Origin of the sequence: Enterobacter sp. 01-M-03-SI-ECC (assembly GCF_047530215.1) — a bacterium.
In the GTDB taxonomy this organism is placed as follows: domain Bacteria; phylum Pseudomonadota; class Gammaproteobacteria; order Enterobacterales; family Enterobacteriaceae; genus Enterobacter; species Enterobacter chengduensis.
The window spans coordinates 1-16,005 of record NZ_JBLKDA010000052.1; the positions used below are offsets into that span (position 1 = coordinate 1).

The 16,005-nt window shown below is 54.7% G+C and carries 19 protein-coding genes; 7 read left to right on the forward strand and 12 right to left on the reverse strand.

The window, feature by feature from the left end:
* The 3 genes from ACMWKK_RS24810 to ACMWKK_RS24820 form a co-directional block, all read left to right on the forward strand.
* Positions 1–617, forward strand: a 617-nt coding sequence (locus ACMWKK_RS24810) for an RHS repeat-associated core domain-containing protein (RefSeq protein WP_406542951.1), incomplete at its 5' end; no start/stop codon positions are given.
* A 10-nt stretch (positions 618–627) separates the two neighbouring features.
* Positions 628–999, forward strand: a complete 372-nt coding sequence (locus tag ACMWKK_RS24815; protein ID WP_406542952.1) for a hypothetical protein — start codon at positions 628–630, stop codon at positions 997–999.
* 608 nt (positions 1,000–1,607) lie between these two features.
* Positions 1,608–2,201 carry an RHS domain-containing protein gene (locus ACMWKK_RS24820; protein ID WP_284948576.1) on the forward strand — a complete coding sequence of 198 codons (594 nt, stop codon included), beginning with the start codon at positions 1,608–1,610 and terminating at the stop codon, positions 2,199–2,201.
* 54 nt (positions 2,202–2,255) lie between these two features.
* Here the strand turns inward: ACMWKK_RS24820 and osmV are convergent, their stop codons facing one another.
* The 5 genes from osmV to ACMWKK_RS24845 form a co-directional block, all read right to left on the reverse strand.
* Positions 2,256–3,401, reverse strand: coding sequence for an osmoprotectant ABC transporter ATP-binding protein OsmV (osmV, locus tag ACMWKK_RS24825; RefSeq protein ID WP_112781672.1), 1,146 nt, complete (start codon positions 3,399–3,401; stop codon positions 2,256–2,258).
* Positions 3,401–4,048, reverse strand: coding sequence for an osmoprotectant ABC transporter permease OsmW (gene osmW, locus ACMWKK_RS24830; protein ID WP_028012983.1), 648 nt, complete (start codon positions 4,046–4,048; stop codon positions 3,401–3,403). The genes osmV and osmW overlap by 1 nt, the downstream gene beginning before the upstream one ends.
* An 8-nt stretch (positions 4,049–4,056) precedes the next feature.
* Positions 4,057–4,956 carry an osmoprotectant ABC transporter substrate-binding protein OsmX gene (osmX, locus tag ACMWKK_RS24835; RefSeq protein ID WP_112781671.1) on the reverse strand — a complete coding sequence of 300 codons (900 nt, stop codon included), beginning with the start codon at positions 4,954–4,956 and terminating at the stop codon, positions 4,057–4,059.
* An 18-nt stretch (positions 4,957–4,974) separates the two neighbouring features.
* Positions 4,975–5,685, reverse strand: coding sequence for an osmoprotectant ABC transporter permease OsmY (osmY, locus tag ACMWKK_RS24840; RefSeq protein WP_112781670.1), 711 nt, complete (start codon positions 5,683–5,685; stop codon positions 4,975–4,977).
* A 276-nt stretch (positions 5,686–5,961) separates the two neighbouring features.
* Positions 5,962–6,909 (reverse strand): NAD-dependent epimerase/dehydratase family protein, encoded by a 948-nt coding sequence (locus ACMWKK_RS24845; RefSeq protein ID WP_112781669.1) that lies wholly within the window; start codon positions 6,907–6,909, stop codon positions 5,962–5,964.
* Between the two features lie 92 nt (positions 6,910–7,001).
* On the opposite strand from ACMWKK_RS24845, the gene ACMWKK_RS24850 reads away from it, so the two are divergent.
* Positions 7,002–7,451, forward strand: a complete 450-nt coding sequence (locus ACMWKK_RS24850; RefSeq protein ID WP_112781668.1) for a MerR family transcriptional regulator — start codon at positions 7,002–7,004, stop codon at positions 7,449–7,451.
* On the opposite strand, the gene ACMWKK_RS24855 is transcribed toward ACMWKK_RS24850, so the two are convergent.
* The 4 genes from ACMWKK_RS24855 to ACMWKK_RS24870 all read right to left on the reverse strand — a co-directional run bounded on the left by ACMWKK_RS24855 (position 7,401) and on the right by ACMWKK_RS24870 (position 11,363).
* Positions 7,401–8,138 carry a YoaK family protein gene (locus ACMWKK_RS24855; RefSeq protein ID WP_112781674.1) on the reverse strand — a complete coding sequence of 246 codons (738 nt, stop codon included), beginning with the start codon at positions 8,136–8,138 and terminating at the stop codon, positions 7,401–7,403. The genes ACMWKK_RS24850 and ACMWKK_RS24855 overlap by 51 nt on opposite strands.
* Positions 8,139–8,293: 155 nt before the next feature.
* Positions 8,294–8,917, reverse strand: coding sequence for a glutathione S-transferase family protein (locus tag ACMWKK_RS24860; protein WP_112781667.1), 624 nt, complete (start codon positions 8,915–8,917; stop codon positions 8,294–8,296).
* 72 nt (positions 8,918–8,989) lie between these two features.
* Positions 8,990–10,186, reverse strand: a complete 1,197-nt coding sequence (locus ACMWKK_RS24865; RefSeq protein WP_112781666.1) for an MFS transporter — start codon at positions 10,184–10,186, stop codon at positions 8,990–8,992.
* Positions 10,187–10,235: 49 nt separating this feature from the next.
* Positions 10,236–11,363 (reverse strand): alpha/beta hydrolase, encoded by a 1,128-nt coding sequence (locus tag ACMWKK_RS24870; RefSeq protein ID WP_112781665.1) that lies wholly within the window; start codon positions 11,361–11,363, stop codon positions 10,236–10,238.
* A gap of 113 nt (positions 11,364–11,476) precedes the next feature.
* Between ACMWKK_RS24870 and ACMWKK_RS24875 the strand changes: the two genes are divergently transcribed.
* The gene (locus ACMWKK_RS24875; protein WP_045329065.1) at positions 11,477–12,361 is read left to right on the forward strand and encodes a LysR family transcriptional regulator; all 885 of its coding nucleotides are present in this window, start codon (positions 11,477–11,479) and stop codon (positions 12,359–12,361) included.
* A 329-nt stretch (positions 12,362–12,690) separates the two neighbouring features.
* On the forward strand, positions 12,691–13,146 hold the full coding sequence (locus tag ACMWKK_RS24880; RefSeq protein ID WP_048994295.1) for a hypothetical protein: 456 nt from the start codon (positions 12,691–12,693) through the stop codon (positions 13,144–13,146).
* A 44-nt stretch (positions 13,147–13,190) separates the two neighbouring features.
* On the opposite strand, the gene ACMWKK_RS24885 is transcribed toward ACMWKK_RS24880, so the two are convergent.
* A complete protein-coding gene (locus ACMWKK_RS24885) occupies positions 13,191–13,601 on the reverse strand; it encodes a YybH family protein (RefSeq protein ID WP_112781664.1) in 411 nt (136 codons plus the stop codon).
* A gap of 210 nt (positions 13,602–13,811) precedes the next feature.
* Positions 13,812–14,600 (reverse strand): phosphotransferase family protein, encoded by a 789-nt coding sequence (locus ACMWKK_RS24890; protein ID WP_045329062.1) that lies wholly within the window; start codon positions 14,598–14,600, stop codon positions 13,812–13,814.
* Positions 14,601–14,870: 270 nt separating this feature from the next.
* Between ACMWKK_RS24890 and ACMWKK_RS24895 the strand changes: the two genes are divergently transcribed.
* Positions 14,871–15,359, forward strand: coding sequence for a DinB family protein (locus tag ACMWKK_RS24895; RefSeq protein WP_045329061.1), 489 nt, complete (start codon positions 14,871–14,873; stop codon positions 15,357–15,359).
* Positions 15,360–15,478: 119 nt separating this feature from the next.
* On the opposite strand, the gene ACMWKK_RS24900 is transcribed toward ACMWKK_RS24895, so the two are convergent.
* The gene (locus ACMWKK_RS24900) at positions 15,479–15,922 is read right to left on the reverse strand and encodes an acyltransferase (RefSeq protein ID WP_406542953.1); all 444 of its coding nucleotides are present in this window, start codon (positions 15,920–15,922) and stop codon (positions 15,479–15,481) included.
* Between the last annotated feature and the right edge of the window lie 83 nt (positions 15,923–16,005).

Here is a 16,005-nt window from a genome sequence, read left to right on the forward strand (position 1 = left end):
AGCTGCGCGACGTCCGGGGACGCGTCGTGTGGTCAGCCATGCTGCGCAGCTATGGTCAGGTGCTTCATGCTGATACGGCAGGGATAAATCAGCCGCTGCGCTTTCAGGGGCAGTATCATGACGCGGAAAGCGGGTTATACTACAGCAGGCACCGGTATTACGACCCGGGGGTGGGGCGGTATCTGAGTCCGGACCCGGTGGGGCTGGCGGGGGGAATAAATCTCTATAGTTACGTTCCTAATCCGCTGGGATGGATCGATCCGTTAGGTCTTGCTGGATGTAATGCCCAACAACGTTGCAATATATCTGATTTACGCAATGGCAAGGATGTTACAGTTAGGAGTGTTGAAGAGGCAAGAACGTTATTAGATAACATGCCAGATCTTCGTCCTCATGTAGATCATTTCCCTGCAAGATCAGGAGAGCTTTATAGTGGAACTAAATTTAGCGATGTATGGAAACAACCTGCCGGAACATATCGTGGTGATTTATATAATGTGAAAAACCCATTAGCTGATGTAGTCCATAGTTCTAAAAACCCATTACATGATAACAACCCTCACTATAATATTATATTTGGTGATGGTACTAAATCTGGGGTAATTATCGTTCCTTAGTGAGGATTATATGCGAAATATTATAGATAATAGAATGTTAGGCATCATTCCATTGATAGAGAGAACTATGGAAGTGTCTGACAATGAGCTATTTATCGTATATACTGTCGTTGGTGATTTGGACTTCGATATTACACTCAAGAAAAAATATTATTCGTGTGATAAATTGAAGCATTCAGTTGATCTTTTTTTATCTAATGAAAAAAATCACAAAGATGAAGTATTAATTTGGGAGGATGAATTTCCTATTAAGCAAAAAAAAGCAAAAAAAGAACTATTTTTAAGGTTTGATAATGGGGGGTTATTATTGCCGGATAACGGAGAGGGATTTGTTTTTGATGGTAATCTTGATTATATGAGAGCATGGATAAATAAATTATAGCCCATCATAAATTTTTCCTAAACAGGGAAGCCAGTTAACTCTTCCCTGTTTTTTCTTTAGCCGACGGCATTTACTCCACTAAACAACCGCATCTTTAATCCCATTTACCCCCAATCGTACCTGATAAAACTGCTCGCACAACTCCTGCACCTCGTCACCGTCCGCCATCAGTGCACCTCCCATACATGTGGAATAATAGAATAACAAACGGCGGGATTGTGCTTAATAAGGGAAAGATGAATGGGAGTTAGAATTAACACCTCCCTAACATTAAATCCTGAAAGCTAACATTACCCTCGACTTACACTCATCTGTAACATGTGAGATATATATCAGGCACAATTCTGAATTTTCATGAAGAACTCTCATAGTTCGGTTTTATAAAATAATATAAAAATATGCAGGGTTTTTATCCAGAGCCTGCGGTAGCTGTCAATTTCAGCCAGATTTAGCATCCACTTCATTGCCCTGTCCCTCACTGAATGGACAACCGCACCGACAGGGCCCGGAGCCTGCTGTCGCGCATCACCGATACCGCCACTGGGGAGTGGCGTTTCAGCCACGATGAGCGGGGGCGCCTGACCGCCACCGCATTCACACCGCACCGGGTGGACGGATTCCTGTCATGGCAGGAGTCGTTCACGCACGATGCCGCCGGCAATCTGACCGGTCCCCTGACGGTCGCCTCCGGCAACCGCCTGACGCGCGCCGGAGCCACCCGCTATGAATACGACGGCTACGGCAACCGCATTCTTGAGGTGACCGGTGATGAGGAGCAGCACTACGAATGGGACACGGAGCACCGCCTGACCGGCTACCGCTGCCGGGTACGGGGTCAGGAGACCGTGCATCACCGCTATCAGTACGATGCCCTGGGGCGCCGTATTCTGAAGGAGGATGTACTTAAACGCACCGCCCGCCGCTTTTTCTGGCAGGGTGAGCGCCTGCTCTGCGAGTGTGATGCCGGACGCTTCTGGCCCGGCAGGCTGTCGGATAACCCGCAGTTGCAGGAGGCGCTCAGCGATACGACACATCGCGTGTGGCTGTATGAGGATGAAGATGGCTTCCGCCCGCTGCTCATGCTCTGCGGGCGGGAGACGGCCCCCGGGGTGTACCATTACGTCTGCGACCACCTCGGCACGCCGCTTGAGCTGCGCGACGTCCGGGGACGCGTCGTGTGGTCAGCCATGCTGCGCAGCTAAGGTGAGGTGCATCATGCATCCTCACCGTTACATTTAATCCATTAAAATACTCGTTTAATCGCTATGAATATTCAGCGCCCGACGCGTGCGCCCGGAGCTTAGGTACTCGGCAATATAGTCCTGCGAAATCTCGCCGTTGTAGCGACCGTCCTCATCCACGATCGGCATCCAGCTGGTGTTGCTCTCGTAAAGGCGCGACAGCACCACGCGCAGGTTGTCTTCCGCTTTGCCGGTCATGCGGAACGGATGCAGGATGTCGGCGCAGGTCCCGCTGGCGTTTCGCGCTTCGCGACGCTTCACAAAGCCCAGCGGCTTGCCGTGCTCGTCGACCACGGTAATCGCGCGAATATCGTTATCATCCATCGTTGCAAAGGCTTCGGGAAGCGGCGTCGATCCCCGCACCGTAATGGTCGGCTGCTGATCGGTGACGTCGCCCGCCGAGACCAGCAGCAGTCGCTTCAGCGTGCGGTCCTGGCCGACAAAGGAGCCGACAAACTCATTCGCCGGTTTCGCCAGCAGCTCATCCGGGCTGGCGCACTGCACGATTTTCCCCTGACGAAACACGGCGATACGGTCGCCGAGCTTCAGGGCCTCGTCGATGTCGTGGCTGACCAGCATGACGGTTTTTTTCAACTTGCGCTGCATCTCCAGGAACTGGTTCTGGATCACCTCGCGGTTGATCGGGTCTACCGCGCCGAAGGGTTCATCCATCAGCAGTACCGGCGGATCCGCCGCCAGGGCGCGGATGACGCCGATACGCTGCTGCTGGCCGCCGGACATCTCGCGCGGATAGCGATTCAGGAACTTGTGCGGGTCCATCGCCACCATATCCATCAGCTCTTCGGCGCGTGTTTTGCAGCGCGCTTTATCCCAGCCCAGCATGCGCGGCACAACGGTGATGTTCTCTTCAATGGTCATGTTCGGGAACAGGCCAATCTGCTGGATCACGTAGCCAATGTTGCGGCGTAGGGTGACGGTATCCATGCCGCTGGTGTCTTCACCGTTGATCAGGATCGTCCCGCTGCTGGGGGTAATGAGGCGGTTAATCATCTTCAGGGTGGTGGTCTTCCCGCAGCCGGAAGGGCCGAGCAGGACGCACATTTCCCCTTCGGGCACGTTCAGGTTGACGTTGTCGACGGCCTTAAAGGTCTGGCCGTGCTTCTGTGAAAATTGTTTGGTGAGGTTTTCCAGTTTTATCATTATCGAATCCCCTTCGGAGTCAGAACTACCTGCAGACGGTGCAGCAGCCAGTCGAGCACAATCGCTAAAAGACAAATCATCAATGCGCCAGCAATTAACATGCGGATGTCGCTTCCGCCGATGCCGTTGAGCAGCAGCAGGCCCAGACCGCCCGCGCCGATCACCGCCGCAATCGCCATCACGCCGATGTTCATCACCACGGCGGTGCGGATGCCGCCGAATATCACCGGCAGCGCCATCGGGATTTCAACCCAGCGCAGGCGCTGCCAGAAGGTCATGCCGATGCCGCGCCCGGCTTCACGCAGCCCCGGCGGCAGGCTGTCGAGCGCCGTGTGGGTGTTACGCACAATCGGCAGAAGCGAGTAGAGAAACACCGCCGTGATCGCGGGCAGGGCGCCAATGCCCTGACCGATCAGCGAAAATAGCGGGATCATCAGGCCAAACAGGGCGATGGACGGAATGGTCAGCACGATGGTGGCGATGCCCAGCACCGGCGTTGCCAGCCATTTATGACGGACGATCAAAATGCCCAGCGGTACGCCGATGATAATGGCTAAGCCCACGGCCAGCGCCACCAGCCACAGGTGCTGCAGCGTAAGGGTTAAGAGGTAATCCCAGTTGTCCAGAATATAGTGAACGGTATCCATAGCGCCTCCTACAGCAGCTGCTTGCTACGCAGGAAATCACGGGCGACCTGCTGCGGTGACTGATGGTCGATATCCACCTTCTTGTTCAGTTCGGTGATAACGTCGTTGTTGAGCTGGGCGGAGAGGGTGTTGAGCGCCTCTTCCAGACCGGGATGGGCCTCCAGCGTGTCCTTACGCACCACCGGCGTCACCGCATAGCTCGGGAAGAAGCCTTTATCATCCTCAAGCACCTTCAGGTCGAAGCCTTTTACGCGTCCGTCGGTGGTGTAAATCAGACCGGCGTCGACGAAGCCGTCGCGCACCGCGTTATAGACCAGACCTGGGTCCATCTGGCGGATCTGCGGGCGGTCCAGCTCCATCTTATAGGCGGCCTGAAGCGGCTTCATGCCGTCGCTGCGCCCGGCAAACTCAAGGTCTAAGCCCAGCAGCCAGTTTTTGTCCGGGTTGGTTTTTCGGATCTGCTCAATCTTCGCCACCATCTCCGACATGGTGTTGATATGTTCCGCCTCGGCGCGCTTGCGCTGCATGGCGAAGGCATAGGTGTTGTTCATGTCGGCGGGCTTGAGCCAGACCAGGCCGTGCTTCGCGTCGAGGCGTTTTACCGTCTCGTAGGATTCTTCTGGCGACATGTGCTTGTTGATGTGGTTAAAGATGATCAGGGACGTGCCGGTGTACTCCCAGGTCATGTCAATTTGCCTGTTGATCATCGCGTTGCGGGAGATCACCGTGGCGATATTGGTTTGCGGCTGAACCTGGAAACCTTTCTTTTGCAGGTACTGCACGGTCATCGCCGAAAGAATGTGCTGCTCGGTAAAGCTTTTGGTCGCCAGAATCAGCGGGGCCGCCATCGCCTGGCTGGTGAACAGCGCCGCGGCACACAGCGCCGTCAGGCCGGAAAACAGTCTCATAGAAGCTCCTTGTTATTGTTATCGAGCAAGATGGGGACTCATCACGCGACCCAGCGCCGCCAGCAGGGTATCGAGGATCAGGGCGAACAGGGCGGTGGCCGCCGCGCCGAGGATCAGGGTCGGGAAATCGTTCAGATAAATACCGGGAAAAATCAGCTCGCCGTAGCTGCTGGCGCCAATCAGGAACGCCAGCGGCGCGGTACCGACGTTAATGGCGGTGGCAATGCGGATCCCCGAGAGCATCACCGGCCAGGCGGCGGGCAGCTCAACCTGGCGCAGACGCTGCCATTTGGTCATGCCGATGCCGTTTGCCGCTTCCAGCAGCGACGGCGGAACCGAGCACAGCCCGGCATAGGTATTACGCACGATAGGCAGCAGCGAGGCGAGGAACAGGGCGATAATGGCGGGCGTATCGCCAATGCCAATCACCACCATCGCCAGCGCCAGCACGGCCAGCGGCGGCAGCGTGTTGCCGACGTTGAAGATTTGCATCACATATTCGGCGATACCCCGCGCGGCCGGGCGGCTCAGCAGGATACCGGCCGGAATACCCACCAGCAGGGCAAAAAACATCGATGAGAAAACCAGAATCATGTGCTGTTGCCCGAGATAAACCAGGTCGACCTGGCGCGCCTTAATCGTCTCCAGCCCGATCCCCCAGACGAGGAGGGCGAGGACCACGATAATGGCGCTGACAAACAGCAGCGAACGTTTAAGTAATGGGTGCATTGCGGTGTGTCTCCCTGTGCGCATGCGTTATAGCAACCGCCGGTTGCCTGTTGTTATGCCATGTTTCGGCAGGGGGTCATTGACCTATAGCAAGCGTTTGGGAAGGGTTCCAGCGAAGGGGTAAAATCTGTAACCCTATGAATGCAGGGGAAACCTTGTGCCAGCCCTTATGGCGTAAGGGCTGATTGAGGTGCGGGCGGAATAGTCCTAAAGATGAGGAGTTAAAGTGACGTTGTCACGAATGGAGGCCACCCCTCTGACGCTGCGGCAGCGCATTTACGCTGTTTTGTGCGCTTTTGATGTCCATTCCTGCCAGATGCTTTCAAGACCCCGTCGGTATGAGGTGACGGCGAAGTCGGGAAAATGTCGCTTAAACGTTGTCGAATCAAACAGGCTATCAACGTCGTACCTGGGCAGCAGCTCCCGCATTTCGCGCGCGCCCTGTGAAAAAAGCGCCGTCGCGGCGAAGGCCAGCTTGCCCAGCACGGCGTAGTCCGCGGGCTGTCCGAAGATCTCACAGGCGAGAGTGACAAACTGTTGATACGTCATCCTCTCATCGCAGCAGGGCAAATGCCACGTCTGCCCGTAGGCCTCAGGCGTATTGCCCAGCAGGGCTAGCGCGCGACTGGCATCCGGCGTCCAGATGAGGGTGCGAAGCGTGTCGTCACGCACCGGAACGCGCGGACGCTTATGCTGCTTAAGCCTGTCGATAATGAGCGTATTGGTAAAGCTCTGCGTTTTCTCAGGCCCGTAAAACTCCGGCGCCCGACCAATGAGGACGGGGATGTCGCCCCGCTGCATTTCGTTAAGCACCCGGTTGGCCATCAGCGCACGCACGTTGCCTTTGCGTCCCCGGGGCGCAAAGCGCGTCTCTTCCGTTTGCGGCTCGTCGCTCTGGGGGTACATGTAGGTATTGTCAAAATAGACGAATCTTGCGCCCGCCTTTCGCGTGGCCTCCAGCGCATTGCCCAGCATGGTTGGGAACTGACGCTCCCACAGCGCGGAATCAGGCGGTAGACCGGCGGTAAAATAGACCGTATCGCTGCCGTTAACCGCCTCCTGCGTCTGCTGGGCATCCAGAAGATTGGCCGCGACCGTAATATCGCTGACGTTGACTTTCTGCGGATGGCGGCTCACCAGCCTGATATCGTCGGTATAGGCGCGTTTTAATTCGCGGGTCAGTTCACGGGCGATTTGCCCGCTGGCCCCCAGAATAGTTTGCATATGAGCTTCCTGATGAGATGACGATCCGGTTGACCGTATAAAAAGTTTAAGCTTAAAGTTAACTTTAAGGTCAAGGCGTATGAGCAAATGAAATGAAAATTGGCGAGCTGTCGAAAATGACGGGTATTTCCCCGTCGCGCATTCGTTTTTATGAGGCGGAAGGATTACTGCCGCGACCCGTCAGGCAGGGGAACGGCTACCGGTCGTATTCTCAAGAGGCGGCAGCGCGGCTGAACATCATCGACAACGCGCAACGTACCGGGTTCTCACTCGAGCAAATACGCCGCTTCCTGCCGCAGCCGCAACGGAACTGGGATCATGAGGGCCTGATCCAGTCCCTGAGGACGCGTATTGCCGAAATAGAGGCGATGCAGAAGCAGCTCGAGGAAAACCGAAGGGAGCTTCAGGACCTTGTCACGAGTATCACTAACCGTCCGGATGGGATCTCCTGCGACGACAATATGCAGCGCCTGCTGGGGCAGCTGCAACACTCAGACGGTAGCCCGAACCCGTCGAACCCGCGTCGAGACGGTGATAATTGAAACGATAGCGACCACGGCGAGCATTAGCCCCAGCGCCAGCATGGCGTTAAACCCGATCCATCTGAACAGCAGCAGTCCTGCGATGCCGCCCGTGATAAACGAGAAAAGGGTGGTTAAGTGGGTTTTCAGCTGGCTTTTTTGTGCTGCCGTATCTTTGGAGTAATCCCTGCGCAGCATTGCCACCAGGACGGAAGCCAGGGATATTCCCGCGTCCGTCAGCGTGCCGGTAATGTGCGTCGATCTCACCCGTCCGCCGGAAAGCTGCGTGGAGGTGGAATTGTGAATGCCCATCAGGCCGCAGAGAAAAAGAATAATCTCGCGGTTGCTGGTGAGGGCATGAAAATACATCTCGTAGAGGGAGACGCCGGTCAGCAATATCCCCTCGACGAACAGGATCTGGCAAAAAATCAGCCTGACGTTATGGATAATGCCCCATATCACGATCGCGCGCGCAACAATGGCGCCTGCGACAAATGAAAGAATAATCGAGCCGAAGAAAATAATATCGCTCAGGTCGGTGGAAGAGACTTCGCTGGATAACTGTGAGGTATTGCCGGTCATGTGTGAGGGGAAAAAACCAAATGCCCCGAGGGCGATGGCGTTCAGCAAACCTGCCGAGGTCGCCAGCCAGAGGGCAAGCCGGCGATCCTCCTTATGCGTTCGTTCTTTCTTGAGTTTAATCAGCAAGAATACCTCCGGGTTGCGCTTTGCCTGAATAGTCAGGCTAGCAAAGCGGCGCAACGGGCTGTCCAGGATATGGCTTAATTATTATTCCCTCTGACGATCTCGAGGGTTTAATAATTAAATAAAATATCCTTACTCAAGATATGGTCGTAAATATTTTAAATCATGCCGTTATTGCCGTGACGCAAGAATGCCGGACGCTGATTAAGGCGTTCAAACCAGGCCTCGATCGCGGGCACGTCGGGCTTGTCAAACGGCGTCATTCTCCAGCGATTCACCGAAAGCCCAAGCACCACGTCCGCGAGGGTAAACGTCTCGCCCGCCGCAAAGGCCCCGGTGCGCTGCAGCTGGGTTTCCAGAATGGTGATGCAGTGGTTCCACTCTTTTATTCCCGCCGCAATGCGCTCGGGGTCGTTAAAGTCGGGGTTTTTACGCCCCAGCGCCGGGAAGACATAGCGCCAGGCGGTGTTAAACTCGGTTGCCTGCCAGTCCATCCAGCGCTCAACGTTGGCGCAGGCCTGCGGCTCTGCGGGCAGCAGATCGTGACGCCCGGCCTTTCGCGCCAGATACCGGCAGATGGAATTGGACTCCCACAGCACGAAATCGTCGTCCATCAGCACCGGCACCATGGCGTTGGGGTTCAGGGCGCGGAAGGCGTCGGTTTCCGTCGAGGCAAAACCGCTGCCGTAATCTTCCTGCCGGTAGCTGATGCCCGCTTCTTCGCAGGTCCAGAGCACTTTACGCACGTTGATGGAGGTGGTTTTTCCGAGGATGTTAATCATGTCGCCGCTTCTCTTCAGAGTGATGAATCGTTTAAAAACACTACACCAGCTGTGAAGGAAAGCGTCAACAATTCATCCGGCGAGTGATTTGTGGAGACGCGAAAGCAGAAGCGTCAACACAACCGCGCCGAGGAGCAACATGCCGCTCAAGGCAAACGTGCTCTGCCAGCCGCTACGATCGAACACCATACCGCCCGCCGTTGAGCCGAGCGCAATGGCGAGCTGGATCACGGCGACCATTAATCCGCCGCCGGCCTCAGCATCTTCCGGCAGCGTTCGCGCAATCCATGTCCACCATCCCGTGGGCGCCGCCGTCGCCAGCATCCCCCAGAAGCCTAAGAGCAGGGCAACGATCCACACGCTGTGGCCGGTCAGTATCAACGCGCCTGCAATGACGGCCATCAGCAGAGGAATGGCGATTAACGTCGGGTAAAACGCGGCGTTGAGAACCAGCGCAACGAGCAGCGTGCCAACAAAACCCGCGACGCCGATGGTCAGTAAAATAAGCGATAAGCCGGAGGGGGAGACCCGCGTGACGGTTTCGAGAAACGGGCGCACATAGGTAAACAGCGCAAACTGTCCCATAAAGAACAGGCCGCAGGCCAGCAAACCAAGGGAAACCACCCGCTGGCGGAATAGCCGAAAGACGGTTGACCGTGACGTCGTCTTTGTATTGCCGGGCATGTTGGGCAGGCTAAAACGTTGCCAGAGAAACGCCAGCGTCGCCACGGGCACCAGGCACAGGAAGGCGCCGCGCCAGCCAATGGTGGCGCCGAGATAACTCCCGAGCGGGGCGGCGACCACCGTCGCCAGCGCGTTCCCCCCGTTGAATATCGCCAGCGCGCGCGAGACCTGATGCTGCGGAACGAGGCGAATGGCCGTTGCGGCAGACATGGACCAGAATCCGCCTATCGCGATCCCGATCAGCGCACGGCCTGTCATGTAAACCAGGTAGTTTGGGGCGAAAGCGATAATCATCCCCGAGAGCGCCATCAGGATCGTCATGCCCAGCAGGAGGTGTTTGCGGTCCATATTCCCGGCAAGCCGGGAAAGGGAGAGGCTGGTCAGCACCGCCAGCGCGCCGGAAATGGCGATCCCCTGGCCCGCAAGCCCCTCCGTTACGCCTAAATCTCTGGCAAGAGGGGTCAGCAGGCTGACGGGCATAAATTCCGAGGCAATCAGGACGAAGACGCACAGGGTCATGGCAAAAACACCGCCCCAGTGCGCGTGCTCCTCGTTCTTTGAGGAAGTCGGGTTCAGAGTGGACATAGTCATCTTTCACGAAGAGCCGCCCGCGAAAAACGGGCGGCGAAGAGGTTTATTTCAGGCTGGTTTTGAAGAACTGCTCAAACTGCGCGAAAGGGATCTTTCCGGCAGCATTGTCGTAGAGGTCGACGTGGTTTGCGCCAGGGACAATCACCAGCGCTTTCTGCTTGCTGCCGACCGCTTTAAACGCATCCTCTGCAAAGTAGCGGGAGTGCGCCTTTTCACCGGTGACGATAAGCGTCGGGATAGTAATCTCCCCGGCATAGCTCAGCAGCGGCATATTCATAAAGGATAATGGCATGGTCGCGGTCCACGCGCCGGTGGAGTTGACGGAGCGGGCATGGAAGCCGCGCGGCATGCGATAGTAGTCATAAAACTCCTTCAGTACCGGATGCGGATCTGCTGGCAATACCTCCGGCAGAATACGGTCAGCCGCCGATACCTTGCCGTTCTCATTGACATAAATGTCATGACCGCCGTGCGCGAAGGTGCCGTTCTCTGCATCCTTCCAGCGCTGTTCGTTCAGATACTGCAGAACGGCGCGGCGGTCTGAGGTTGAATAGCGATCTTTCCCGTCGCCCACGCCGTGGCCCATCGCCCGGCTCATGTCGTACATCACGCTGGTGGCGACCGCTTTCACGCGGGTGTCCATGGAGGCCGCATTCAGCGCCATACCGCCCCAGCCGCAGATGCCGAGAATACCGATACGGTTACGATCGACCTCTTTCTGCAACCCCAGGAAATCCACCGCCGCGCTAAAGTCTTCGGTGTTGATATCCGGAGACGCGACGTTGCGCGGCTGGCCGCCGCTTTCACCCGTATAGGACGGATCGAACGCCAGGGTCACAAACCCTTTCTCGGCCAGGGTCTGCGCGTACAGACCGCTGGACTGCTCTTTGACCGCGCCAAACGGCCCGCTGACCGCAATTGCCGCCAGCTTGCGGTCAGCGCGGTTTTTAGGCAGATAGAGATCGCCTACCAGGATGATCCCGTAACGGTTCTGGAAGGACACCTTACGGTGATCGACGTTGTCACTCTCGGGGAAGGTTTTATCCCAGGCGGACACCATTGAAACAGGGGCGTTTGGGCTGGTGGTTTCGGCATAACTCATTGTTGTCACTCCACTTAATGATGCACAGAGCAGCATCGCAACGGACAGTTTTTGGGTGAATGTTTTCATGGAAATTAACCCTGGGTTGTTGTGTTGCGGTCATTATAGTGAGCATAAATAGTGCTGATTAGAGGCCAGAATCTGCTAAGATTCATATCATATTGTTATAAATTGGGGGCGTGATGGCGAAGCGGGAAAACTATAATGAGCTATACCTGTTCATGCAGGTGGTGCGGGAGGGGAGCTTCACGGGGGCTGCGCAGCGGCTTGGGCTGGCGCAATCCGGGATTAGCCGCTCGGTTCGCGAGCTGGAAGAGCGGTTGGGCGTTCAGCTTCTGGTCCGCACTACGCGCAAGCTGTCGCTCACCCATGCCGGGGAACAGCTTTATCGGACCGCCGAGTCCGCGTTCGATACGCTCGATACGGGCCTGGCGACCCTGGCACACTACCGTCAGACGCCCTCCGGCACGGTGCGTATCAATGCCAGCCAGCACGCCATCGACAAATGCCTGCTGCCAAAGCTTGCCCTTTTTAAACAGCGTTACCCGGACATCAGGCTGGAACTGATCAATGAAAGCCGCTTCGTCGACATTATCGCCGAGCGGTTTGATGCGGGCGTCAGGCTCGGGCCGGAGGTGGGGCAGGGAATGATTGCGGTGCGTATTACGCCTGATATGGAAATGGCCGCAGTGGCTGCCCCGGACCACTTCAGGCGCTACGGCTTTCCCCAGACGCCTGCGGATTTAGTGGCTCATCCCTGCATTGCCTACCAGTTTGCCGACGGGAGTGACTATCAGTGGGAGCTGGTGCAGGACGGGAAAAAAATCACCCATCGGCCTGAAGGGCAATGGGCGCTGTCCGATAGCTACATGGAAGCGGAAGCTGCCCGCCTGGGGCTGGGGCTGGCCTATGTTCCGGTAGAGCTGGTGGCTGGCGATCTGGAGCGCGGAACGCTTATCCGGGTGTTGCAGCGCTACAGCCTGCGCATGGACGGATTGTATCTTTATTATCCTCATCGCAACGTGTCGCCTGCGCTCAGAGCGGTGATTGATACGCTTAAAATGTAGGGCAGCGTTACCATTCTGGAAGACGCCTCGCAAACCGCAAAGTAACCGCGTGAAATTCAGGGTTATCTCTTTTCTTCAACCGACCGGGATCGTAAAGTGCCTGCGTTGCGGCACATCCGCAATCGGGCGTAGGAACCCGTATCTACAGAGCGATATTTATATGTCGCGGCAGCGCCGAACTCGTTAAAATTGCGGTGGCGCTGGCGGAGCAGCCTTAAGGCTGGCCGTTTTCTCTGTGGGCGGCATTCCTACCTCTGTCAGCGCTACCCCCTCGAGCGTAGGAACTCATCGGGTGGTTCACCCAATTTTCACACTGAGGATGCCTTAAGATGGCTACTATCCCAACCCTGACTTATCTTCCGTCTGACGAAAACGTCATTCTACAACTTATTTCCCGACCGCTTCCGGCGGATGCCGATCTGTTTGACGTCGCCGACAGCTGCGCCGCGCTGGTGAGCGTGCTGGTTGAAACCGATGATGTCGCGAGCCGTACTGCGCTCTGCGAGCGTCTCCTTCAGACCCTGCGCAAGCTGCGCGAACTCTGCGATGTCGATCTTCCTCCCTACCTGATCGAACAGCTGATCATGGGTGAGAAAACCAGCTCCTGCGTGCCCGACTGCTGGCAGGACACCCTGACTCAGGTAGACTATGTTCTGGCGCTGACACAGGCGGTCAGGGGGGGAACGCTGCCCGCTCACGTCGCGAAAGAGCTGACGGGCCTGCTGCACGATATGGTGTGGCTGCTGGCTGAGTTTGTGAAGGAGCCGCGCATTACTGCGCACTAAGGGCACTGGCATGGAGGGGCGGTTGCGCCCCTGTGAAGCTCTGATTAATGCGATGAGTTTGCCGTATCCAGCAGCGACGTGCCGTAGGAGTTGTCGATGGTGCACAGCCAGTGACCGTCGCTTTCGTGGCGAAAAACATAGGTCGCGCGACGCGACATTTCCGTTATCCCACCCTGACCATCAGGAAAACGCAGAACGGTTTCCATGATCGCGAGGGCATTATCGCCGCCTTCGATCACCTGCATATCCCCTTGTTCGACGATGAGCCGATCCTGAAAATAATCTGAGATGGCAATAAACGCGCTACGGATATTCTGTTTGCCTTTAACCGTCATGCCGGGCTTGACCACTAGAGCGGCGTCCTCGGCGTAGTATTCCATCAGGGCATCGTAGTTTTTGGTGGTGATGGCGCGATCGCAGGATTCGATTATCTGCCGTAGCGGATGTGGGGCCATGCTCATTTCCTTTTTAAGTCATTAACGCGTATTAACGTAACAGCCAGGCGCGTTTGTATAGCTACCAGGTTTTATGGGGGAGTTCGGGGTAGGGCGACGATGAGCGATGAGCGGACAATCCACATCTTATGCCAGTCAACCTGGAGGGAATCCCACTTGTCGCAGATGATTTCTAAGCACTCGGAATCTGTCAGACCGAAAAATGCATCATCAAAGCATTATCGAAGTGTTATCTAACCAGGCGGGGAGATTTTCTCTGTACCAGTTGAGATATAATTGAAAATCAATTTTCTGCCGTTCATCCAGCAATACGATTACTTCGGTAACAATCCATGCTTTAGCAATCGCAATTTCTTTAGCTAAATCACCAGGATTATAATTACGTGATAAACAGGTATAGCGCTCAGCAAACTCAATAAACTTTTGTTTCGATCCCATTCCCTTTATAAGTGGGGCAAGGTCAATCGCTGGGCTACCGGTGCTGAATCTTTCCCAGTCAAAAAGAACGAAATCGCCATCATCCCTTTTTCCCCAATTACCCGCATTGCTGTCGCCGGAAATTAAACACTGACCACTAAACAGAACATCACTTGCCTGCTGAAAGTAACGTAACCGTTTCGCTGCTCTGTCCGGTAATGCCAAAAGGTGGAGCGATTTTTCGAGGGCTGCTTCTGACCAGGTGTGATTGTGATAAACCCAGGATGGGTCAGGCCGATAGCCATGTAAGCGTGACAAAACCGACAACACTTCATCTCCTCCAACTTCGTCCTGATCAACCTGGTGTGGGATATATTCCAGTCTTAACCGGCGTGTAATTGGATCGGCAAACAACAGTCTTGGCGTGTAAATACCTGCTCGAGTGAGATGCCTGGCTGCGTGTTGATAAAAACTAAATTCGACATCACTCACCGGCAATTTTTCGATTACCTTATGACCAGTTTCATCCACCAGAAGCGTCACTTTGGCAGTGCCCATGCGGGATAAATTATCAACAGACATACATCTTGCCTTTAACATTGGTCGGTTGGTTAATTAAGTAGAGTTTGAGTTTAGCGCAACCTGGGAGTCAAGCAGCCAGACCACATCTCTAAAGTAAGCAAATTGCGAGGTGTAAAATGTCCGCTTCTGGTATAGAGAGGAGCTGGTAACTGAGTTGAAGGTCAGTTAGGAGCGAGGAGCGAACCTCGTTTATGCTTTTGAATTAGAACCCCTGCTACATAACGTACATAATTGATATGCTATCAGAACTTACAAATCAGGAAGAAATTCATGGACAATAACACACTGGTTACACTTCTGAAATTCAAGCGCTGGATTGATGATGAAACGCTAAAAGCAGTTAAAGGTATCAGCGAATCTGCTTATGCAGAAAAGCGTCATCTAATGCTAAGACTGATGAACCATATTCATGTGGTAGACATGATTTTTAGAGCAAATATTTCGGGTGAGCAGCATGGTTACACTGCCCTGAACACCCCTGAAACACCCTCAGTAGATGAGCTTGAGATTAAAATGGACGACTGTACAAACTGGTATATCCGGCGCGTAAGCTCAATGCCTCCTGCTGATTTAAGAGAAACGATTAAGTTCAACTTTGTGGATGGTAGTGAAGGGGAAATGACCGCTACAGATATGCTAAATCACATGCTTTTTCATGGAACTTACCACCGTGGGGCCGTAGGCTGGTTAATTTCTGAGTGCGGAGGTGTTCCGCCGAAAGATGTGCTGACCGTTTTTCTGAGGGATCATAATCACTGACAGGTATGTTCTTCAGCTCATCACCTATCCAGCGGCTTTGAGAGCCGCTTTGGCGAGAAGTCTACCTTAACGACCTGAGATGGCGATAAGTTTGGGCTAAATATTTTCGGAGATAATGCTTAGAGCTCTCTTAACAGTCTGGCTGGATTGCCAGCATACACCCCTTTAATTAACACAGGCTTTGTAACCACGCTACCTGCACCAATCACCGCGCCGCTGCAAATGTCCGTTGTTAAAATCGTTGCTCCGCTCCCTACGGTTACCGCGTTACCTAATACGATCTGTATCCAGCTTTCTGCAGAAGCATCAGGACCGCCATTCTTGAACAGGTCGTTAGCAAAGGTTACGCCATGGCCTATAAAACAGTCCTTACCCAGGATAACGTTCTCACAGATAAAAGTGTGAGACTGTACTCTGGTTCTATCGCCTATAATGCATCCCTTTTGTATCTCTACAAATGGCCCCACAAAAACATCATCGCCTAGTTCACACTCATAGATGTTTACCGGCGTGATTACTTTTACATTGGATTGGCCCCTATATTTCCATACACTTTTTATCACTTAACCCATGACTGGTTCGTCGCCGCAGATATTCCCGTGGCGAACGATACCCCAGTGCACTATGCGGATGCCATTCGTTGTAA